This window comes from Anabaena sp. 54 (assembly GCF_017355725.1).
GTDB classification, from domain to species: Bacteria; Cyanobacteriota; Cyanobacteriia; order Cyanobacteriales; family Nostocaceae; genus Dolichospermum; species Dolichospermum heterosporum.
This window is the reverse complement of record NZ_JAAVWA010000020.1, coordinates 72,814-93,660: the sequence shown is the minus strand read 5'-3', so window position 1 is coordinate 93,660 and position 20,847 is coordinate 72,814. Positions and strand designations below refer to the sequence as shown.

The following is a 20,847-nucleotide window of genomic DNA, read 5'->3' as shown; positions in this document are numbered from 1 at the left end:
TCCCCCACATCCCCCACATCCCCCACATCCCCCACATCCCCCACATCCCCCACATCCCCCACATCCCCCACATCCCCTACATCCCCCACATCCCCTACATCCCCTACATCCCCATAATTTCATATCCCGCATCTACATACAGGATTTGTCCAGTAATACCGCTTGCTAAATCACTGCATAAGAAAGCTGCTGTATTGCCTACCTCTAGTTGAGTGACGGTGCGACGGAGTGGTGCTACTTTTTCGACGTGATGAATCATATCCAAAATGCCACCAACGGCTGAAGACGCTAAGGTGCGAATAGGTCCAGCAGAAATACCATTGACGCGAATATTATCGGGTCCGAGTTCCGCTGCCAAGTAGCGAACACTGGCTTCTAAACCAGCTTTAGCCACACCCATGACATTATAGTTAGGAATTGCTCGAACTGCTCCCAAATATGTAAGAGTAATAATACTTCCGCCTTCAGTCATTAAAGGTTTAGCTGCACCGCTTAACTGTACCAGTGAATAGGTGCTAACTTCCAGAGCCGTATTGAAACCAGAACGAGAAGTTTGACTAAAACCTCCGGTCAAATCTTCTTTTTTTGCAAAGGCTAAACAATGCACTAGAATATCTATTTTCCCCCATTCTTGCCGGATGGTTTCAAAAGTAGATTGAATTTGCTCGTCATTTTCAACATTGCAGGGCAGAAATAGGCTAGGACTGAGCGTTTCTACCAATTCAGAAACTTTTTTTTCCATTTTACCCTTGTCATCTGGCAAGTAGGTAATGCCCAAATTAGCCCCGGCTTTGTGTAGTTGTTGGGCAATTCCCCAAGCGATAGAACGGTTATTGGCAATACCTGTAACTAGGGCATTTTTTCCAGATAGATTGAGCATAGAAATTGCTAATTTAATTCATCATTAGGAGCATACTAGAATCTGAGCCTAGTTTGACTGCATCGGGCTAGGGATTTTCCAAAATGCTCCATAAGCAAGCAGTAAGCCCCAAAAAATCATGCCCATGTTTACAAAAATTCTCAAGAAATTGACAATTTTTAGAGGCAAAACTTTTGGAGTATAATTGGTGAAACTACTTATCAATAATTACTAGCTAAACGGAACAACAATTATGTATCATTATAAACGGAAGGCTAGGAATTCCGCGTTTAGGTATAGGAAAAAACAGCAAGGTTAATGGTGATTTATTGATTTTTCGGGTGTATTCTTAGGTAATTAGTTTTTGTTTTTCTGGCATTGGGTAGGGGAAGGGAGAAATGATAGTGACACAAGATAAAGCCCTAGCAAATGTTTTTCGTCAAATGGCGACCGGGGCTTTTCCTCCGGTAGTGGAAACATTTGAACGGAACAAGACGATCTTTTTTCCGGGAGATCCTGCTGAACGAGTTTATTTTCTTCTCAAGGGTGCTGTGAAACTCTCAAGGGTGTACGAGGCAGGAGAAGAAATAACGGTGGCTCTGCTGCGAGAAAATAGCGTCTTTGGTGTGCTGTCGTTGCTGACAGGCAATAAGTCTGATCGATTTTATCATGCAGTGGCATTTACTACTGTAGAATTGCTTTCAGCCCCAATTGAACAAGTTGAACAGGCACTGAAGGAAAACCCAGAGTTATCAATGTTAATGCTGCGAGGTCTTTCTTCGCGGATTTTGCAGACGGAGATGATGATTGAAACTCTTGCTCACCGTGATATGGGTTCAAGGTTAATTAGTTTCTTGTTGATTCTTTGTCGAGATTTTGGCGTTCCTTGCGCTGATGGTATTACCATTGATCTGAAGTTATCCCATCAGGCGATCGCTGAGGCAATTGGCTCTACTCGCGTTACAGTCACTAGACTGCTGGGAGATCTACGCGAGAAGAAAATGATTTCCATTCATAAAAAGAAGATTACTGTGCATAAACCTGTTGCTTTAAGTAAGCAATTTACTTAAAAGTTATGGGTAAATGGAGTTGGCACGGCTTCTATTTTTGAGGTAATGCGGTCTTAGGGTCTCCCTAAGTAGCGTCACTACCATAGAGATTAAACCGTTAATTTGGAGGAAAGTCCTAAAATTGTATAATTCCTACTTTTGCCTAACTCCATTTACTCACAGACAATGGTTGAACGTAGTAGGCTGTATCTGTCAGCATTGCGGTAGTTAAAAATGGCCACCGGGTACATCCTTATTGCAGCAATTCTTATTTTGGGAGGCGTAATTGCTACCGTTGGCGATCGCATCGGCACACGAGTTGGCAAAGCTCGTCTCTCACTTTTCAATTTACGTCCGAAAAAAACTGCTGTAATTGTGACTATTTTTACAGGCGGTCTAATTTCTGCATCAACTTTAGCAATTCTCTTTGCGGCTGATGGCGGATTGCGAAAGGGCGTATTTGAATTAGAGGATATTCAAAGAGATTTGGGGAACAAGCGGGAACAACTAAAAATCGCAGAAGCGCAAAAAAGTCAGGTTGAGAGTGAGTTAAATAAAGCCAAACAAGAACAAAGTCAAGCACAGGAAGAATTACAGAAAATTAATAAGTCATTACAGGCAGCAAATACTAAACAAAAGACCACACAAGCTCAACTCAATCGCACTCTTAATCAGCAAGCCAAAACCCAAGCCCGACTTAATGCAACTCAAAGCCATCTTGGTGGAATTGTGATTCAGTATCAACAGGCAAGAAGTGAATTACAAACTCTTTATAATCAGCGACAAACATTACAAACGGCAGTAGAAGAGTTAAAGGCGGAACGGAAAAGATTATACGCTGAAGCAAAACAGGCAATTGATGAAGCGAAGACGGTAATTGAAAAACGCGATCGCAAAATTGTTAAATTAGATAAACTTATTCAAAATCGTAACCTCGAAATTAAACAGCGGGAAGAAGTTATTATGACTAGAGAATCTCGCTTAAAAGAATTAGAGAAACAACAACAATTTTTAGAGCAGGAAGTAGCCAGACTAGAAAAATATTATCAGTCCTATCGTGACCTCCGCTTGGGTAAACTAGCCTTAGTAAAGGGCCAAGTAATAGCGGCAGGATTAATTACTGTAGACAAGCCTGATGCAGCACAGCAGGCAATTATCCAAATTCTTCAGGAAGCTAACCGCAATGCCAATATTCAATTAACTGAACCTGGTGCTATTCCGGCTAATAAAGAAATACTCCGTGTCACTAAAGATCAGGTTAAAGCACTAGTTGCACAAATTAAAGATGGTCGAGAATATGTAGTCCGAATTTTCTCCGCAGGTAACTATGTCAGAGGTGAAAAGCAAATAGAATTTTTTGCAGATGCAGCGAGAAATCAACTCGTATTTTCATCAGGGGAAGTGCTGGCTACTACTACAGCGGATTTAAAAAATATGACATCTGAACAAATGCGTCAACGCTTAGATTTACTAATTTCCGCTTCCCAGTTTCGCGCCCGCAATGCGGGAATTGTCGAAAGTGTCCAAATAGAAGGAACTTTTCCGCGCTTTGTTACCCAATTACAGCAAACGGAACAGGAAGTAGAAATCAAAGCTGTAGCCGCAGAAAATACTTATACTGTAGGTCCGCTAAGAGTCAAGTTAGTAGCCCTCTTGAATGGACAAATTCTTTTTAGTACGTGAAGAATTTAATTAAAGATTGAAAATTACTACAATCAATATTGGGCGCAGACCCTGCGCCCCTACGTAAATAATGACTAATACACAACCTGTAATTTTAGGATTTGATCCCGGTCGTGATAAATGCGGGATTGCGGTGATGGGATTGGATAGACAACTATTTTATCATCAAGTTGTTTTGGCAAATGAGGCGATCGCTAATATTGAAACACAACTGCAAAAATTCCCTGTATCCTTAATGGTGATGGGAGATCAAACAACGGCTAAAAAGTGGAAACAGCAACTTAATCAGGAATTAAGCAAACCCACCAATATCATTTTAGTTGATGAACGTTATTCCACTTTACAAGCACGCGATCGCTATTGGCAGATGTATCCACCCCAAGGCATCACTAAACTATTACCCAAGGGTTTGCGTCAACCCCCCCGGCCAATAGATGACATTGTGGCCATTCTCCTGATTGAACGATATCTTAACCGACTAACTGACAACTAATTTACAATTCAGCCCGAATTGTAAAAGCATAATCCCCTCCAGGTTCTAACTGATAGTCCTGTTGTTCTAAAAACCGCCCTAGAGGTTCTTTGATTAAAGCACGACCCTGGGAAGGCTTCACAGAAAGTTCTCCCCGACGGAAATGCCACTGGAAATGCCACTGAAAATTACCGGCGCTAACTTCACCTTCAAGAAAGCCTTGTTGCCAAGATTGGCGGGTAACTCTCACATGAGCAGTAGTTTCTGGCAGACGTTTAGCACTCACGCTTGTTTGATGTCACGTATGGGATAAAAGCCAATTATTTATGTAGGCTACTTATTCTATGTACCAAAAATAGCTTAATTCTACAAACTAATCAAAACAAGATAAGTTAATAAAGTCCAGTTTCGTAACTGCTCTTTTGTTGTCAATTTACAATAAACGCAAGATAATAATGCAATTATTACATAAAACTATTTGTGAAGAGTGTGCTTTTTATATCAAATCAGAATGCACTCACCCTGATGAGTTGGCAATTAATTGTGCTACTGTCACTTTTTGTAATTCATTCACTCCAGCAGTAGAAATTGATAGTCCTTGTGTGTCTTTTGGTAATTTAGTAATGATGATATGTTATTCTCTTGATGTCTTAATACCTGGATTTTAGGGAGGCTGTTTCCATTGATTATTCTATGTACTCATAATGATGGTGGTGTGGGAAAAACTACCCTTGCTGTTCATGTTTCTGGTGTTCTTATTAACAGACAAGATAGTACACTTCTAGTTGATTGTGATGATCAGGCAGATTTTTGGCAGTTTTACATTGATCGCAATCCAGAAAAATTAAAAGATTGGGAAAGATATGAAAATACATTTGGGACTATGAAGGTTTAGAACATTTATACGATTACTTTGTTGATTTATTAGATGGATAATGTTGGGAGATGAATTATGTCTAGAGAAGATAAAGTAACTACTCAAAGTAAAATTTTTTTGTTGATAATGCCATTCAAAATGGCATAAAAGAAGTAGAAGAAGAAAAACAAGAAACTCAAAACTTAGATATAGAATTAAGATATACCAACTCTGAGTTAGAAAAGATAGGGAAGCTAACTAGAATACTAAGGTTAGGAAAAGAACTATTCCTAGAATCAGTAATTAGTTACGTACATTTTCTTTTCTCTGAGCATAAAGAAAGTATCCAAAAAATAATTGATGAAGAATCAAAAAATTATCAAGCCGAGTTAAAACAAATTACTCCCATAGAAAATATGTCTAGAAAAGACCGTGATAGATTTTCAGGGAAAATTAGGCTATCACCTGAAACATCAGACAAAATAGAACAGTTAGATATGAAAGATAGAATAAATGAATGTTTGTTTGTTGGTATAAATTTACTTTATAAACAATTAGTTGGAGAATTTAAAACTGTTAATCAGGAAAAATAAAAATGGATTTCTTAGAAATTGATGCGTTAGTAAGCGGCATTATTTATTCTAGCGAAACAGCAAAACAAGATTTAGGTAGACGTTTTGCTGCTTATCTGGGATTAACACCAGGAAAATCTGGAAGTGATGGAGGAATAGATGGTTATGCCGAACTAAATAATGATATGATTTATTTTCAATCTAAATTATCCCAAAATATCTTAGATGCCTCTTATTCAGCAGAATTGATTGGTAATATGATAATTCATGAAGCTAATATTGGCATAATGTTAGCTGGTGTTGGTTATACAGACGGATTTCGTTCTCGTTTAAATAAAGCTATTCAAAGTAAGCAGATTAATACACAGCTAAAGATTCATTTATTAAGCCTTGAGGATGTATTTGGAGAAACGGAGATATTTATAAAGGCTACTCAAGATTTACCTTTATTGAGGAATTTGAGTAATGGTGCATGGGCTAAATACAAGTAGTATTATTTGGCGTTGCTGAATTGAGGTATGAAATTCCCAAATTGAACCTTTAAAACTCAAACCTCAGTGCGTCTTTGCGCCTTTGCGTGAGACTAAAATTCATACCCTTAATCAGCAACGCCTATTATTTTAATATGTTTATCTAGATGTAGATATCAATATCTTCCTTTGCATCTTTGATCCTTTGTGCCTTTGCGCGAAATAAATCCATGCAATTATCACTCATTAAATATCCCATCTTGGGAATAATCAATTTGTTATTATTAAGTATTAATATTCAACCAGTATTTTCCAATTCTCCCCCTACTCTAATACTGGCACAAGCCACAAATAGTAAAGCGGCTACAGATTCTTTAAATCAAGGGTTACAAGCGATTCAATTGGGAAAAATAGAAGCAGCAATTACCGCTTTTCGTCAAGCTATTAAACTAGATCCTAAATTAGCAGCAGCGCATTATAACTTGGGTTTAGCACTGCGACAATCGGGAAAATTACAACCTGCGGCAGATGCTTTTTATCAAGCTACCCAAGCTGATTCTCAATTTGCTTTAGCTTTTGCAAATTTAGGTGGGGCGCTATTAGAAGGAAATAATTTAAAATTGGCGCAAGATTATTTAAATCAGGCTTTGAAGTTAAATCCAAATCTGGGTTTTGCCCATTATAACATGGGGTTGCTGAAGGAACAGGAGAAAAATTGGGCAAGTGCGATCGCTTCTTTTAAAAAAGCTAGAAACTATAGTCAAAATGCTCCCGAACCAGCATATCATTTAGGTATCTGTTATTTGCAACAAGGGAAAACTGAACAAGCAAAAGCAGCTTTTAATCAAGCAATTCAAATAAATCCCAAATATGCGGAAGCACACTATAATCTTGGCTCAATTTTGTTTAATCAAGGTCAATTAAATGAAGCTTTAGCAGCTTTCAGAAAATCAGCCGCAGCTAATTCTACTTATGCTAACGCTTATTATGGTGCAGGATTAGTTTTTATGCAGTTGAAACAATACAAGGAAGCTGTACAAGTCTTCCAATATGCTCAAGATTTATATAATATTCAAGGTAATTTACAGTGGGTGAAAAATTCCCAGGAGTTATTACAACAATTGAAAAACTTAAATAAGTAGGTAGGGACGTTATCGGGAACGTCTCTACTCTTTCATCAGGTACTAATCCAATATTTTCTCAGCTTTTGGACAGATGAATAAATCTAGAGAAATAAGTAGAAGTTAATTAAATAAGTAACGGAGTAGAGACATGACTAAAACTAAAACTCAAGAACCTATTAGCAATTTAGAGTATGATTTTATCAGCGTCCTGCATACTAAAGCCGTAGCAGTTCAAGCTTATGAAAATTATATCAAAGATGCCAAGGAAGCTAATTCTCAACCCTGTGTAGAACTTTTCCAAAAATTACGGCAATCGGAAATTGAACAGGCGCACGAAATTCGTCATCATCTCCAAGAAGTGATGCAGAAAGGCAAGATGTAATTAATGCTGGGGGCAGGTTTAAGAGATTAATGACTTAAACCCACCCCTAACAATTAACGAATATACTCTTTCAATACGCTATTGCGATTAGGATGGCGTAATTTACGGAGTGCTTTAGCTTCGATTTGGCGAATGCGTTCGCGGGTAACGTTGAAAATCTGACCGATTTCTTCCAGAGTTTTCATGCGCCCATCATCTAAACCATAGCGAAGTCGGAGAACGTCTCTTTCCCGAGGACTGAGACTATCAAGGACTTTTTCTAGGTCTTCCCGCAGCAAGTTCTTAGAAACTTGATCTTCTGGAGTTTCACCATCAGATTCAATGAAATCACCTAAACGAGAATCTTCTTCTTTACCGATAGGTGTTTCTAAAGAAATTGGTAACTGGGCAGATTTGGCAATAAACCGCAGTTTCTCGATGGTCATTTCCATACGAGTTGCAATTTCTTCTTCTGTGGGTTTGCGTCCCATTTCTTGGGAGAGGAGTTTGGTGGTTTTCTTAATCCGAGAAATGGTTTCGTAGAGATGAACCGGTAAACGGATAGTGCGGGACTGATCAGCGATCGCTCTTGTAATTGCTTGACGTATCCACCATGTAGCGTAGGTAGAAAACTTATAGCCTTTTTCGTGATCAAACTTTTCAGCCGCACGAATCAAACCCAAACTACCTTCTTGAATCAAGTCTTGGAAGGACAAGCCCCGATTCATGTATTTTTTGGCAATGGAAACTACAAGTCTCAAGTTCGACTGTACCATCTTGTCTTTCGCTCTCCGTCCCACGTGCAGACGGTAACGAAAGGTTGGTAATGGCAATGATACTTCTGCTGCCCATTCGCTGTCTCTAGGATCGCGTTCTAGGCGTTCACAAAGCCTTTCCCGCGCCCGTTCTAATTCCAGTAACTCAGCGATTTTCCGCGCTAGTTCAATTTCTTCGTCTGCGCGTAACAAACGAATCCGTCCAATTTCTTGCAGGTACAGACGAATTGAATCTTCTGTATAGTGCTTTTTCTTGGCGATTGGTGTCCGACGACGCGATTTAGCGGCTTTTCCAGACTTTGCGTCGTCCTCATCAGACTGAGGCTCTAAAAAATCATCAATTTCGCCGTCATCAGTCAGCAATAAGTCCTCTTCTTCTATTAAGAGTGCTTGTAATTCGATCTCAGGCGGATTTATCATTTCTAGGTCAGGCTGATAAATATTATCGAGTACGTTGTTAGCCTGGTTCATGCCGCGTTCCTCATGCTCCTTGCAGAATCAGTTACTGAAGACATTGCGATTACTTTTAGTGTGGAGTAATCTGTGAACCGAAAATCGGGTTTTGGCTAGTTAACCTCAGATATTTTCGGTGATTTTTTTCCTGTTTGATGCAGGATTGTTGAGTAAAAGTGGCAAATATCACTTTGAAAGCGAATTGGCCGCTTTTTTTAATTGTCATACCCGATCATCCTACATATCACTTTTGATTAACCGAATCTATAAACCTAGATCCATCTTTTTCAAAAAGTTTCCCGTTGCGGATACAGTGTATGACATTTAACTGTAAATACTGTTCCAATTGTAGCCTATTTCACAAAAATTACACTCTTTTCGTGCATTATTTATGAACTTATTTACTAAGATTAAGCCACCTTTATCAAAAAGACATTAAAAATGGTGGTAATACCATTAAATCTTGTCGAAAACTTTTGGGTTGGTCAGTGGCATTCTTATTAAATTAAAAGGTAGGCACACTTGCTGCTTTATAAAACTTATACAAATTGTTCCTAACTGAACAAATAGTATTTATGTTCTGCTTGAACTTAGTCCGAAGGCGGATATTTGTTTACAGAAATTAGTTCTGGTTAAACTAATTGTACATATTCACTATTAGCTAGTGATTGGTGTTTGTTTCCAGGCACTAACTCTTGTATATGCTATACCAAGAACTTGAACTAAGGAGTTAAAGTTATGGCATATTTTTAGCGAGGTAAGAGATGAATTAAGATTTCTCTCGATTTAGCCTTATTCACACATTAGCGCAGAGTTGAGATTTCTACCCTGTGCAACTTGACAAACTGTTCTTATGGTATACAACGATATTTTAATCAGGTGATAAATAATATTGCTGCTAAAGTTGCCCAAAGATATATTTGGGTAAATTAACGTATGTCAATTGTAGTTATGAATACTTCGGATTTTAAGAAGGTGGCTGTCATCTGGTTATGAAAAGTTTTGTGTATACTTACTAAGCTTTGCTTTGTAGATAATATCTAGTTGCGCTTTATAAGCATAGCAAATGCTTTCCCCCTTTGTGGAGAAAATTTATGATTTTTAGTGAAAAATTTATCGAGAAAGGGAACGGGGGAGGTAGATCCGTAATTACCAATCACCCATTACCCATTACTCATTACCTTAGATATCTAAATCTGTCATATTCAGTTTAGAACCATAGGTTTCAATGAATTCCCGGCGGGGTGCAACGCGATCGCCCATAAGAATGGTAAAAATCCGATCAGCTTCGGCTGCGTCTTCAATTTCCACTCGTTTGAGGGTACGGGTTTCTGGATTCATGGTGGTTGTCCAGAGTTGTTCTGGCATCATTTCTCCCAGACCTTTAAAACGTTGAATGGTATAGTTAGCATTGCTGGGAAGAGTACCTAGATGTTGTTGCAATTCCCGTTCGCTATAACAATACTGGTAATTTTTACCCCGTTCGACTTTGTACAAGGGAGGACAAGCGATATAGATGAAACCTTGTTCAATCAATGCCCGTTGATAACGATAGAAGAAAGTTAACAACAGCGTGCGGATGTGCGCCCCATCTACGTCAGCATCAGTCATTAATACTACGTGATGATATCGTAACTGCGAGGCGTTGAATTCTTCACCTTTGACACCTAAACCCAGTGCGGTAATTAAGGCTTGAATTTCGTTATTTTTATAGATTTTGGCATCGTCGGTTTTTTCAATGTTGAGGATTTTACCACGCAGGGGCAGAATTGCCTGGGTACGGCGATCGCGTCCCTGCTTGGCACTATTGTGAACAAATACACCACTGGCTAAAGCGAAGTTATGTGTTTGCGGAACTTCGATATCGTAAACATCTACCTGTTCTGCTAAACGTTCAATACTGACAATGCGGTGATTGTAATTAGCAACAGCTTCATAGGCTAACGCTGGATTACCATCGAAGTAGCGTTGACAAAAATTATCAAACCGTAATAAAGACTTGTCTTTTGTTTGTTGACGGTACGTATTATAAGCTTCTAAATCAAGCTTACCTTGCTCAACTTCAATCTGCTTGAGGACAGTAATAGTTTTGCGATAGTAGGTTTGCTGCAAAGTAGCATGACGTTGGGCGCGAAATTCAGGTGTCCATTGCTGCTGTGTTTTTTCTCGCCGCCATGCCAATAAAGCTTCATTTTCCCATTGTTCCTTAGCCAAAAGTGATTGAGTTTCACGGGCTTGGGGATTATTAGCAAAATAGGCGCTAACTCTTTGGGATTGGGCTAACCGATTAGCTTCATCACTCCAATAGTCTTGCTGTGCTTGATTGAGGCGTTTATGGTTTTCCTGACGATAAGTTTGGTTATTGTCATAAAACTCTCTCCATTTGCCCAGCATATAACTTTGATAGGCTTCATCTTGCCATTGTTCCTTAGCTTGTGCTGACAAAATTTGCTGCGTTTCCGGCTGCTGCATTCTTTGACTCATCTTGGCACGAAATTCTTTACCTTGACGAGTTTTCCGGCTCTTTTCAATTACATCTTGACGATGTAATGTTTTTTCAATATGAGCGCGATGCAAAGCTAAGTGTGACTCAACCGATAACCGCTGTAAATTCGTAGGGTTATTATTACGCTTGTTGAAATCAAGATGATGGCAGTGTTCTCCATCTGTTAGCTGATAAACACCTAAATAACGGTTATACCAATCCGCTAAGGTATGGGTAAACAACCAAGAATCAGAACGGGGATTCCAAACCATTTCATAACCATCAATGGTAATCCCTGGATTGCTGATATCAGATATTTGCCGATATAGAGGCATGAGGGAATCATCAGGGGTTAATAATGCGGCTTGCTTGTAACTGCCATCGCGTAACATGAAGCGATGATCTGGTGTGCAAACAATTGTTTCGCCATTATCCAATGTCACCTTAATGACTTCAGCATTGGCTTTAGTCATGCGGGGGTTAATAATCCGTTCTACCCCAATAGTGCCATCATTACGAATGGTGTAGCAAAAATGCTCTTTGCCGATTGCTTGTTCGGCGACGATTTCTTTAAAACTGAGCGATCGCCCATCAACTAATGCTACTAATGTATCACCATGAAAACAGCCTCCCGCTGAATCGCCTTCCACGATGTATATTTCAGACTCAGCCGGATCACGAGAACTACAATCTGCTAACTTACCAGGTAGAGGAGAGGATTCTAATACTGATTTCCGACGGACTAATTCCCGCGCATGACGGGCAGCTTCAGCAGCTTTAAACGCTTGGATAGCTTTATCTAAAATAGCATCAGCGATCGCCGGATGAAAGTCTAGATATTCAGTCAGAACTTCCCCCACAAAAGAATCAACGATACCGCGAACTTCTGTATTTCCCAATTTAGTTTTAGTTTGTCCCTCAAATTCAGGATCAGGGACTTTAACAGAAATTACAGCAGTTAGACCTTCACGGACGTGTTCACCACTGAGGTTAGATTCATTCTCTTTAATTTTATTCCGTTTGCGAGCGGTTGCATTTAATGTCCGAGTTAAAACGGCTTTTAAACCTTCTAGGTGTGTACCACCATCAATAGTCCGAATATTATTAGCAAAGCCGAGGACATTATCTGTATAAGCATCAGTACACCACTGCAAAGAAACTTCTACCTGGACGTTATTACGTTCCCCTTGGACATAGATAATTTCTTCATGGAGAGGTTGCTTCTCACGGTTCATGTAGGCGATATATTCTTTAATACCACCCTTGTACTCATAAGTTTCTATTCTCGGTGTATCGCTTTTAATGATTTCTAAACGATGATCGGTAAAAGTAATTCTGACACCTGCATTTAAGTACGCTAACTCGCGCAATCTTCCTGATAAAGTAATGTAATCGAATTCTATGCTGGTGGTAAAAATTTGTGTATCTGGCTTGAAGGTAATAGAAGTACCAGTTCTATCTTCTTTGTAAGGCGTTGCTACCAATTCCGTAACAGGGAAACTCCGTTCATATCGTTGGGTATGTACCTTGTGATCTCGCCAAACCGTAACTTCTACAAACTCGGACAGGGCGTTAACAACCGAAATCCCCACCCCGTGTAAACCACCAGAAACTTTATAGCCACCACCGCCAAATTTACCACCGGCATGGAGAACAGTTAACACAGTTTCTAAAGCTGATTTTCCGGTTTTTGGGTGAATATCTACGGGAATACCCCGACCATCATCTGTTACTGTCACAGAACCATCAGCATTGATATCCACTTCAACATGGGTACAGTGACCCGCCAAAGCTTCATCAACAGAGTTGTCCACTACCTCGTAAACTAAATGGTGGAGTCCTCGCGGACCTGTAGTACCAATGTACATCCCTGGTCGTTTGCGGACGGCTTCCAGACCTTCCAGAACTTGAATCTGATCGGCACTGTAACTGCTCGTCATGAAAATTCTCCTGATGCTTGGGGTTAATATCGCCAAAAGGCTAAAAAAGTCAAATCACCCCAACATTATAACACAAAAGCCTTCCTGCCGTCTGTAGCGCAATTTTGTGAGAAGTTTATTAGGGGTTGTAACCCTAACGGGAATTCAAGAGACAATGACCAATCACCAATGACCAATGACTAAATTAATTGTAATTTGTGGAGCGACAGCGACGGGTAAATCTGGTTTGGCTTTGAGTTTAGCACAAAGGTTAAATTCTGTAATTCTTAGTGCTGATTCTCGTCAAGTATATCGTGAGTTTGATATTGGTACGGCTAAATCAAATATGGTTGAACAAAAATCAGTTCCCCATTATTTAATAGATATCTGTGAACCAACTGAAATAATGACATTAGCAAATTATCAGGAACAAGCACAAGCTTTAATTGCTAGATTGGGGGGTGAAACACTGTTGTTAGTGGGTGGAACTGGTTTATATATTCGTTCCATTGTGCAAGGAATGAAGATTCCCAGGGTTTCACCACAACCAGAATTGCGATCGCAATTAGAATCTTTAGGACAAGTTCAACTTTACCAGATATTACAACAAGTTGATGCGATCGCTGCCCAAAAAATTCATGCTCACGATTTGGTGCGAACTTTAAGAGCTTTGGAAGTTTATTATACAACTGGTATACCCATTTCTGAACAGCAAGGAGAAAACCCACCAGATTATCCAATTTTGCAAATTTGTTTAGATTCTGATGCAGAACATTTAGACGTGAGAATTCGCAAGCGAACTGAGCAAATGATAGCAGATGGTTTAGTTGGTGAAGTTGAATATCTTTGTCAAAAATATGGTACTGATTTATCTTTATTAAATACTTTGGGATATCAAGAAATCAAGCAATATTTAGCCGGTGAACTTTCTTTAGAAGAAGCAAAAGAATTAATTGTTTTACATACCAGACAATTCGCTAAACGTCAACGGACTTGGTTTAGACAATCTCCTAATCTTGAATATGTTAATATGGATAATTCTGATTTATTAGAAAGTGTTTGGCAACGAATTAATCAATTTGTCTGATAGCTGACGGGATGACAAAAAGAGTTAAGATGCAGACAGAATAAGGCTCATAGTTCTCTCAAGGGAACACCAAAAAATAAATTACCCAATTTTGTGGGATGGGCATCCTGCCCGTCCTTAGATTTAGAAATGCCGCATACCACAGTCAAAACCTGACTCCGTAAGGATTTTGTTATAATTAATTCTCAATTACCGTTGAACGCTTTGCAACTCTATGTCCCAGGTATTGCTCCCCCAATCGCTTCAGCAAGACTTACCACTTACTGCCCTTGCACCTATGCAGGATGTAACCAATCTCTGGTTTATGAAAGTCATTGCCCACTACGGTAGCCCTGACTACTTCTTTACTGAGTATTTTCGTGTCAATGATACCTCACGACTCAATCGGAAAATCCTGGCAGCAATTACCGAAAACGATACAGGTCGCCCGGTTTTTGCCCAAATGATTGGCGAAAGTATCCCCGATTTAGCCAGAACCGCAAAGGAACTCTGCGGCTATAATATCGCTGGAGTAGACTTAAATATGGGCTGTCCTGCGCCGAGAATCTATCGCAAAAATGTTGGAGGTGGATTACTCCGAGAACCGGAAAAAGTCGAGCGGATTTTGGGAGAACTGCGTTCTGTGGTTAATGATAGACCTTTAACGGTGAAAATGCGCGTAGGTTTTGAAAATACAGATAACTTTTATAAAATCCTAGATATAATTGCTGATAACAATATTGATTTATTGAGTTTGCATGGTCGCACGGTGAAAGATATGTATCACGGGGAAGTTAAGTATGATTTGATTGCGGAAGCGGTGAGACGGGTTAACTGTCCAGTGCTGGCTAATGGCAATATCAAATCGGCGACAACTGCCTTAGAAGTGCTTTCGCAAACAGGTGCAGCGGGGGTGATGGTGGGACGTTGGGCGATTGGAAATCCTTGGCTGTTTAATCAAATTCGTCAGGCTTTACGGGGAGAACAGATCACACTAGTGCCGTTAGCAGAGGTACGCAATTACATTGATCGCTTATGGCAAACCCCTACAGCTTCCACTATGCCAGAACGAGCGCGGATAGGCTACCTGAAAATGTTTCTTAACTACATTGCTTTGAATGTTGATACTGACGGTCATTTTCTGCGGCTGATGCGACACACCTCTACAGAGATAGAATTATTTAAACTCTGCGATCGCTTTCTCCTGACAGATTTAACGAAAACTTTAGCCCTAACACCCTCAACTATTCTTGTTTAAATCTAGTACAACACAGCGTAAATAAACCAACAATTCTCTATTCGGCGTTAGTGAATTTATCAGGCTTCGCCCCGCTTCGCTAACACGCAGAGGCGCAGAGTCGCAGAGAGTAAGAGATTGAGAAATAGAATTTTTGATTTTCATGCCTCAATATGGCTTCGCCACGCAGGCTATCAGCAACGCCCTCTATTCAAAGCCAGACAGCAACCTAGTTCCTGACTCCTGAATTCTGCTGTATTTAATGAATGGGTACGACAGGACTCGAACCTGTGACCGTCCGCTTAGAAGGCGGATGCTCTATCCAACTGAGCTACGTACCCATGAAACCTTCACCATTATATCTGAAATTGTCTAAATAGGCAAGAGGAAATTTTTAATTTCCTAGTTTTAGTAATAAACTGCAAGTGATATTGATCTGCCATCTGCTATACTCAAAACGGCTAGAATCTGGACTTTTTGTCATACAAAGAACAAGGTTCAAAGCCTCTCCCCGTTGCGGGGAGAGGTTTACCAGAGGGGTTTCATATTTGGTTAAACTATGAACCAATTGCAGTATATATTTTATTCAATGTGCAAAAAATATTACATTCAGAGCATTTACTTAGTTAGTCTCTATGAGTAAATCTTACAATAATTCATCTCCCGTTAAGTCCCTATCAACTACTCAAAATCTTATTTTAGCTGGTGTTAGCTGGGCTTTCTTAGCATTGTTATACTTTTTGTTGTTTAGTGCCAAAATCCCCGACCCAGTGCAAAGAGGAATAGAAGTCCACGCTCAGTGGTATGTAATTGGCACAAATATTTTTAAAGCTGTGGCTTATTTGGTCGCAAGTCTCTTATGCTGGAGGAACTGGCGGGGTACCCAAATGGTTAGTAGTGGAAAAGTCTGGCTGTCAATCGGGTTAGGAATGTTTGCCTATTTTATAGGTGGACTCGTTTTCGGCTATACAGAAATCGTCCTAAAACAAGATCCAGATGTATCTATTGCTGATATATTTTTTGTCCTCACATATTTATGTTTAGGGAATGGTATGGCTTTAGCCTTGGTTTCTCGCCGAATTAACCTGGCAGCACGGCAGTGGCTAATTGTGGCGGCAGTTGGAGCATTAGGCAGTTTTCTAGCTTGGTTGATTTCTCAAAAGGAAAAAGCATCAACTGAACAAATTGCCTTTTTGCTGAATTTGTTTTACATAGTTAGCGATGTGGCGTTACTAATGATTGCCACAACTATGCTACTGGCTTTTTGGGTAGGTAAAGTCTCCTTGTCTTGGCGAATGATTGCCGCAGCCGCATTTTCGCTCTACATTGCAGATATGTGGTTTAAATTCGCTCAAAGACCGGATTATCAAAGTGGAGACATACTAGAAGTATTCTGGGTGTTTAGTGGAGTGTTATTCGGTCTGGGTGCTGTCCTAGAATACGACGCATCATTGAGTCTTAAACGCCGAGACCGTGGACGCAAACGAACTTAACAAATTTTGGTGTCTACCGTGAGAAAATTAACAGATTCTGACAAACAAGAAATTCTCAAGCTATATCGAGAAACTGCCGAAACAACCTCGACTTTGGCAGAACGCTATGGTGTGAGTAATTCCACAATTAGCCGACTGCTCAAAAGTACCTTACCAGAAGAAGAGTATGAATTTCTCGTTTCTTTAAAACGTGCTGCTAGAACCCCTGAAGGCAGAGCGCAGGTAAGTTATGAGCAGTTACCGCTGTTGAATCAACCACCATTGACAGTGGAAATTTCTAGCACTGCTGATACGGTGGAGAGGTTATCTGATCTAGAACTAGAACAGCCGACAATAGCAGCAGAACCAGAACCAAAACCAAAACCAGAACCAAAACCAGAACCAGAAGGTGATTCTGATTTTACTCACCCTATTCCAGTTATTAGACGGGTAAAAACACGCTCCTCAGCAGTGGAAAAACCCAAACTTCCCGTTGTTAAGGAAACTCCTGTTGTCAAAGAATTAGAAATTGTCAGACACAAGCCGACAGAAACACCAATTGTCCCCAGATCTAAGATAGATGTAGAATCTCCATATTCACAGCCCAATTTGTTTGCGGAAATCTTGGATGAGGATTTGCTGGATGAACCTGATGATTTGGATGACGATTTAGATGATGATTTGTATGAGGATGAGGAGGATTTTGAGGACGAAGACTATGAAGCCCCAAAACCCCTAGTTACCAGACGCGGAAATGGGGAAGTATCTGTTCAGGTTTTACCATTGTCGGTTGCCCATTTACCAAAAACTTGCTATTTGGTAATTGATCGCTCTGCGGAGTTAATTACCCGTCCACTCAAGGACTTTGGTGATTTGGGTCTGATTCCGAGTCTGGAAAATCAACAGAAAACACTGCCGATTTTTGATAATCATCGTGTGGCTAAACGCTTTTCTACTAAGCGCGATCGCGTGATTAAAGTCCCCGATAGTCAAATGCTCCATAAGGCTAGTAGCCATCTACAAGCTAAGGGGATTACCAGACTGTTAATTGATGGTCAAGTCTACTCTTTGTCTTTAGTTTAAAGGTCATGCAGGTACTTGCTGGTTAGAGTAGTTCACTACTCTAACTTCTGCTTGATCAAACTGCGGCAAAACGATGAGATAAATCAATAATGTCTTGTTTCCGTGCGGTTTGTTGAAACCATTCCGGGGGAATATTTTCTACCCCGTAATAAATTCCTGCTAACCCACCTGTCACCGCAGCAGTAGTATCTGTATCTCCACCCAAATTAACAGCCTTGAGAACCGATTCAGCGTAAGATGAGCTATTTAATAAACACCAAATACACGCTTCTAGTGTGTCAATGACATAACCACCAGAATTAATTTCTTCTATGGGTAATGCGGCAATTTTACCGTTAAATATATCAAATACCTCACCATGAGCAGTCCAGTAATTTTCTCTGTACCAGCGACAGAAGGATTTGCCTATATCATTCACATCATAGCCACTACATAAAGAATCTGCTAAACATAACATCAACGAACTATCATCAGACCAAGTTCCAGGAGGTTGGTTCCATGTTCCATAACCTAACATCTTTGTGACTGGTGACTTGATGCGTTCAGTACGAAGAGAAAATTCCACAGGTACACCCAAGGCATCACCCACACATACACCCATGAAACCAGATAGTATTTTAGTGGTATCTAGCATAATTTTAAATATTAATCTCAGTGTCAACTAAAATGATAAGCTACATCATGAATCAAGCTGGCCTCTCACCATGTTAAAATTAAAATATTATTCATAATTCCGACCGATTTTTCGGGGTTTGCATCCGTCTCTTACCCCCTTTTACCTGCTTCAACTTACGCCTTATTTTTTGACACAAGTATCTACTGTAATGGTTAACTCTGCTGCTTCTCCTGTAACTAATCGTAAGCCTTCTAAAGTTGAAGGTATCAAAGAAAATAGTAATTTTTTGCGTGAACCTGTGGCGACGGAAATCCTCCAAGACACCACCCACTTTACTGAAGACGCAATTCAGATTCTCAAGTTTCATGGTTCTTATCAACAGGATAACCGTGATAACCGCGTTAAGGGTCAGGAAAAAGATTACCAAATGATGCTGCGGACAAAAAATCCCGGCGGGTTAGTACCCCCTGAGCTATATTTGGCTTTGGATAAATTAGCTGATGAATATGGTAATCATACCCTCAGAGCTACTACTCGCCAAGGCTTTCAACTACATGGTATCCTGAAAAAGAACCTGAAAGCGGCGATCGCTACAATTGTCGAAAATCTCGGTTCAACCTTGGGCGCTTGTGGTGACATTAACCGCAACGTCATGGCTCCGCCAGCCCCCTTTAAAAATCGCTCAGAATATCAGTATGCTTGGGAATATGCCCAAAATATCGCTGATTTACTTTCTCCCCAAACCGGTGCTTATTACGAAATTTGGTTAGACGGGGAAAAAGCCGTCAGTGCCGAAGAACATCCAGATGTTAAAGCAGCCCGACACAGCAACGGTAATGGTACTATTGTTCATGATTCCGTAGAACCTATCTATGGAACTCACTATATGCCCCGCAAATTTAAAATTTGCGTCACAGTTCCCGGCGATAATTCTGTTGATTTATATTCCCAAGATTTGACTTTGGTAGTGATTACCAATAAAAAAGGCGCATTAGCAGGATTTAATATTTTTGCTGGTGGTGGTTTGGGTAGAACTCATAATAAAGAAGAAACCTTTGCCAGAACCGCTGACCCGATTGGCTATGTAGCCAAAGCTGATGTATATAATCTTGTAAAAGCTATAGTTGCGACACAACGAGATTATGGCGATCGCACGGACAGACGACACGCGAGATTAAAATACTTAATTAATGATTGGGGTGTAGATAAATTCCGCACTCAAGTAGAAGAATACCTTGGCAAAAAACTCGAACCATTTAAACCCCTAATCCAGTTTAAATATAAGGACTTCCTGGGCTGGAATGAACAAGGAGACGGTAAACTCTTCTTAGGTATTTCTATTGATAACGGGCGTGTCAAAGATGATGGCACATTTCAACTCAAAACCGCTTTGCGGACAATTGTTGAACAATTTAACCTGCCAATTCGCCTCACAGGTAATCAAAACCTACTATTTTACGACATCGCACCAGAAGATAAAGTAGCCATTCAAGAGATTCTGGATAACTGCGGCGTTGTTGCTGACCCTGATCAAATAGCAGCATTAACAAGATATGCTATGGCTTGTCCGGCTTTACCTACCTGTGGTTTAGCCATCACAGAATCAGAACGAGCCATTCCTGGAATTTTAGCGAGAATCCGGGCTTTATTAGATAAACTGGGTTTACAAAATCAACATTTTGTGGTCAGAATGACCGGTTGCCCTAACGGTTGCGCTCGTCCTTATATGGCAGAATTGGGTTTAGTGGGTAGTGCGCCAGAATCCTATCAAGTTTGGTTGGGTGGTTCACCACATCAAACCCGGTTAGCACAACCTTTTACAGAAAAATTGCACCATGATGATATTGAAAGTTTCCTAGAACCGATTTTTGTCTTCTTTAAAAAGTTCCGCACGCCAAAAGAAAGTTTTGGGGATTTTTGCGACAGATTGGGTTTTGATGCGATTCGGGAATTTGTGGCTGAATACACCCCAGGAGACTCTACCAGCAGTGGTAAATCCCGTCACCGTGTCAGTCTGCGGGATGATTTTTACGCTCAACTCAGGGAAACTGCGGAAAAACAAGAACGACCGATGACTGATTTGGTACATGAGGCTTTGGAGAAGTATTTCCAAACTCTTTAACACTCTCAGCGGCTTTAGCCGCTGAGATTCTTTACCCCTACGTTTAGAATCAAACAATCAAGCCGTTTTGAGTATAAACTTTGACTATTAGCCATGAAATTCATTTCATGGCGGGTGCGAAAGCCAATAAATAAGACATTTTTAACTTAAGTTGACACCAATAAGCACTGCT

At 40.1% G+C, this 20,847-nt stretch carries 17 protein-coding genes, 1 tRNA gene and 1 pseudogene; 13 read left to right on the top strand and 6 right to left on the bottom strand.

The window, feature by feature from the left end; translation table 11 throughout:
* Positions 1-103: 103 nt before the first annotated feature.
* Entirely contained in the window at positions 104-880 is a 777-nt protein-coding gene (gene fabI / locus HEQ36_RS17480) for an enoyl-ACP reductase FabI (protein WP_053538688.1), read from the bottom strand.
* 377 nt (positions 881-1,257) lie between these two features.
* On the opposite strand from fabI, the gene ntcA reads away from it, so the two are divergent.
* From ntcA to HEQ36_RS17465, 3 genes are all read left to right on the top strand, one after another.
* On the top strand, positions 1,258-1,929 hold the full coding sequence (gene ntcA / locus HEQ36_RS17475; RefSeq protein WP_027401174.1) for a global nitrogen regulator NtcA: 672 nt from the start codon (positions 1,258-1,260) through the stop codon (positions 1,927-1,929).
* 213 nt (positions 1,930-2,142) lie between these two features.
* Entirely contained in the window at positions 2,143-3,591 is a 1,449-nt protein-coding gene (locus tag HEQ36_RS17470; protein ID WP_053538689.1) for a DUF3084 domain-containing protein, read from the top strand.
* Between the two features lie 70 nt (positions 3,592-3,661).
* Positions 3,662-4,084, top strand: a complete 423-nt coding sequence (locus tag HEQ36_RS17465) for a pre-16S rRNA-processing nuclease YqgF (RefSeq protein WP_027401176.1) — start codon at positions 3,662-3,664, stop codon at positions 4,082-4,084.
* A 1-nt stretch (position 4,085) separates the two neighbouring features.
* Here the strand turns inward: HEQ36_RS17465 and HEQ36_RS17460 are convergent, their stop codons facing one another.
* Positions 4,086-4,349, bottom strand: coding sequence for a DUF3146 family protein (locus tag HEQ36_RS17460; protein ID WP_027401177.1), 264 nt, complete (start codon positions 4,347-4,349; stop codon positions 4,086-4,088).
* 396 nt (positions 4,350-4,745) lie between these two features.
* Here HEQ36_RS17460 and HEQ36_RS26035 point away from each other — a divergent pair.
* The 5 genes and pseudogenes from HEQ36_RS26035 to HEQ36_RS17430 form a co-directional block, all read left to right on the top strand.
* Positions 4,746-4,865, top strand: a pseudogene (locus HEQ36_RS26035) (AAA family ATPase); the annotation flags it as partial.
* A gap of 470 nt (positions 4,866-5,335) precedes the next feature.
* Positions 5,336-5,512: a hypothetical protein gene (locus HEQ36_RS17445; RefSeq protein WP_160289895.1), complete on the top strand. Its 177-nt coding sequence runs from the start codon at positions 5,336-5,338 to the stop codon at positions 5,510-5,512.
* 2 nt (positions 5,513-5,514) lie between these two features.
* Complete coding sequence (locus HEQ36_RS17440; RefSeq protein WP_168466004.1) at positions 5,515-5,982, top strand: restriction endonuclease; 468 nt, start codon at positions 5,515-5,517, stop codon at positions 5,980-5,982.
* 209 nt (positions 5,983-6,191) lie between these two features.
* Positions 6,192-7,103: a lipopolysaccharide assembly protein LapB gene (locus HEQ36_RS17435; protein ID WP_168634769.1), complete on the top strand. Its 912-nt coding sequence runs from the start codon at positions 6,192-6,194 to the stop codon at positions 7,101-7,103.
* A 130-nt stretch (positions 7,104-7,233) separates the two neighbouring features.
* On the top strand, positions 7,234-7,467 hold the full coding sequence (locus HEQ36_RS17430; RefSeq protein ID WP_027401182.1) for a hypothetical protein: 234 nt from the start codon (positions 7,234-7,236) through the stop codon (positions 7,465-7,467).
* Between the two features lie 53 nt (positions 7,468-7,520).
* Here HEQ36_RS17430 and rpoD read toward each other — a convergent pair whose 3' ends face one another.
* Complete coding sequence (rpoD, locus tag HEQ36_RS17425) at positions 7,521-8,693, bottom strand: RNA polymerase sigma factor RpoD (protein WP_027401183.1); 1,173 nt, start codon at positions 8,691-8,693, stop codon at positions 7,521-7,523.
* A gap of 1,164 nt (positions 8,694-9,857) precedes the next feature.
* Positions 9,858-13,100 carry a DNA topoisomerase (ATP-hydrolyzing) subunit B gene (gyrB, locus tag HEQ36_RS17420; protein ID WP_168634768.1) on the bottom strand — a complete coding sequence of 1,081 codons (3,243 nt, stop codon included), beginning with the start codon at positions 13,098-13,100 and terminating at the stop codon, positions 9,858-9,860.
* A 175-nt stretch (positions 13,101-13,275) separates the two neighbouring features.
* On the opposite strand from gyrB, the gene miaA reads away from it, so the two are divergent.
* Positions 13,276-14,166: a tRNA (adenosine(37)-N6)-dimethylallyltransferase MiaA gene (gene miaA, locus HEQ36_RS17415; protein ID WP_168634767.1), complete on the top strand. Its 891-nt coding sequence runs from the start codon at positions 13,276-13,278 to the stop codon at positions 14,164-14,166.
* A gap of 214 nt (positions 14,167-14,380) precedes the next feature.
* Positions 14,381-15,403 (top strand): tRNA-dihydrouridine synthase family protein, encoded by a 1,023-nt coding sequence (locus tag HEQ36_RS17410; RefSeq protein WP_168634766.1) that lies wholly within the window; start codon positions 14,381-14,383, stop codon positions 15,401-15,403.
* Positions 15,404-15,649: 246 nt separating this feature from the next.
* On the opposite strand, the gene HEQ36_RS17405 is transcribed toward HEQ36_RS17410, so the two are convergent.
* Positions 15,650-15,723: transfer RNA gene (locus HEQ36_RS17405), tRNA-Arg, on the bottom strand.
* Positions 15,724-16,017: 294 nt separating this feature from the next.
* On the opposite strand from HEQ36_RS17405, the gene HEQ36_RS17400 reads away from it, so the two are divergent.
* On the top strand, positions 16,018-16,875 hold the full coding sequence (locus tag HEQ36_RS17400; RefSeq protein ID WP_053538696.1) for a hypothetical protein: 858 nt from the start codon (positions 16,018-16,020) through the stop codon (positions 16,873-16,875).
* Positions 16,876-16,893: 18 nt separating this feature from the next.
* Positions 16,894-17,937, top strand: coding sequence for a transposase (locus HEQ36_RS17395; protein WP_290600111.1), 1,044 nt, complete (start codon positions 16,894-16,896; stop codon positions 17,935-17,937).
* Between the two features lie 55 nt (positions 17,938-17,992).
* Here HEQ36_RS17395 and HEQ36_RS17390 read toward each other — a convergent pair whose 3' ends face one another.
* Positions 17,993-18,571 (bottom strand): ADP-ribosylglycohydrolase family protein, encoded by a 579-nt coding sequence (locus HEQ36_RS17390; protein ID WP_053538698.1) that lies wholly within the window; start codon positions 18,569-18,571, stop codon positions 17,993-17,995.
* Positions 18,572-18,761: 190 nt separating this feature from the next.
* Between HEQ36_RS17390 and sir the strand changes: the two genes are divergently transcribed.
* Positions 18,762-20,675 carry a sulfite reductase, ferredoxin dependent gene (sir, locus tag HEQ36_RS17385; RefSeq protein ID WP_168634765.1) on the top strand — a complete coding sequence of 638 codons (1,914 nt, stop codon included), beginning with the start codon at positions 18,762-18,764 and terminating at the stop codon, positions 20,673-20,675.
* Positions 20,676-20,847 lie beyond the last annotated feature (172 nt).

Bases quoted from the DNA above. Each gene is read 5' to 3' on its own strand.
- fabI (WP_053538688.1), bottom strand. From the start codon at position 880: ATGCTCAATCTATCTGGAAAAAATGCCCTAGTTACAGGTATTGCCAAT.
- ntcA (WP_027401174.1), top strand. From the start codon at position 1,258: ATGATAGTGACACAAGATAAAGCCCTAGCAAATGTTTTTCGTCAAATG.
- HEQ36_RS17470 (WP_053538689.1), top strand. From the start codon at position 2,143: ATGGCCACCGGGTACATCCTTATTGCAGCAATTCTTATTTTGGGAGGC.
- HEQ36_RS17465 (WP_027401176.1), top strand. From the start codon at position 3,662: ATGACTAATACACAACCTGTAATTTTAGGATTTGATCCCGGTCGTGAT.
- HEQ36_RS17445 (WP_160289895.1), top strand. From the start codon at position 5,336: ATGTCTAGAAAAGACCGTGATAGATTTTCAGGGAAAATTAGGCTATCA.
- HEQ36_RS17440 (WP_168466004.1), top strand. From the start codon at position 5,515: ATGGATTTCTTAGAAATTGATGCGTTAGTAAGCGGCATTATTTATTCT.
- HEQ36_RS17435 (WP_168634769.1), top strand. From the start codon at position 6,192: ATGCAATTATCACTCATTAAATATCCCATCTTGGGAATAATCAATTTG.
- HEQ36_RS17430 (WP_027401182.1), top strand. From the start codon at position 7,234: ATGACTAAAACTAAAACTCAAGAACCTATTAGCAATTTAGAGTATGAT.
- rpoD (WP_027401183.1), bottom strand. From the start codon at position 8,693: ATGAACCAGGCTAACAACGTACTCGATAATATTTATCAGCCTGACCTA.
- gyrB (WP_168634768.1), bottom strand. From the start codon at position 13,100: ATGACGAGCAGTTACAGTGCCGATCAGATTCAAGTTCTGGAAGGTCTG.
- miaA (WP_168634767.1), top strand. From the start codon at position 13,276: ATGACTAAATTAATTGTAATTTGTGGAGCGACAGCGACGGGTAAATCT.
- HEQ36_RS17410 (WP_168634766.1), top strand. From the start codon at position 14,381: ATGTCCCAGGTATTGCTCCCCCAATCGCTTCAGCAAGACTTACCACTT.
- HEQ36_RS17400 (WP_053538696.1), top strand. From the start codon at position 16,018: ATGAGTAAATCTTACAATAATTCATCTCCCGTTAAGTCCCTATCAACT.
- HEQ36_RS17390 (WP_053538698.1), bottom strand. From the start codon at position 18,571: ATGCTAGATACCACTAAAATACTATCTGGTTTCATGGGTGTATGTGTG.
- sir (WP_168634765.1), top strand. From the start codon at position 18,762: ATGGTTAACTCTGCTGCTTCTCCTGTAACTAATCGTAAGCCTTCTAAA.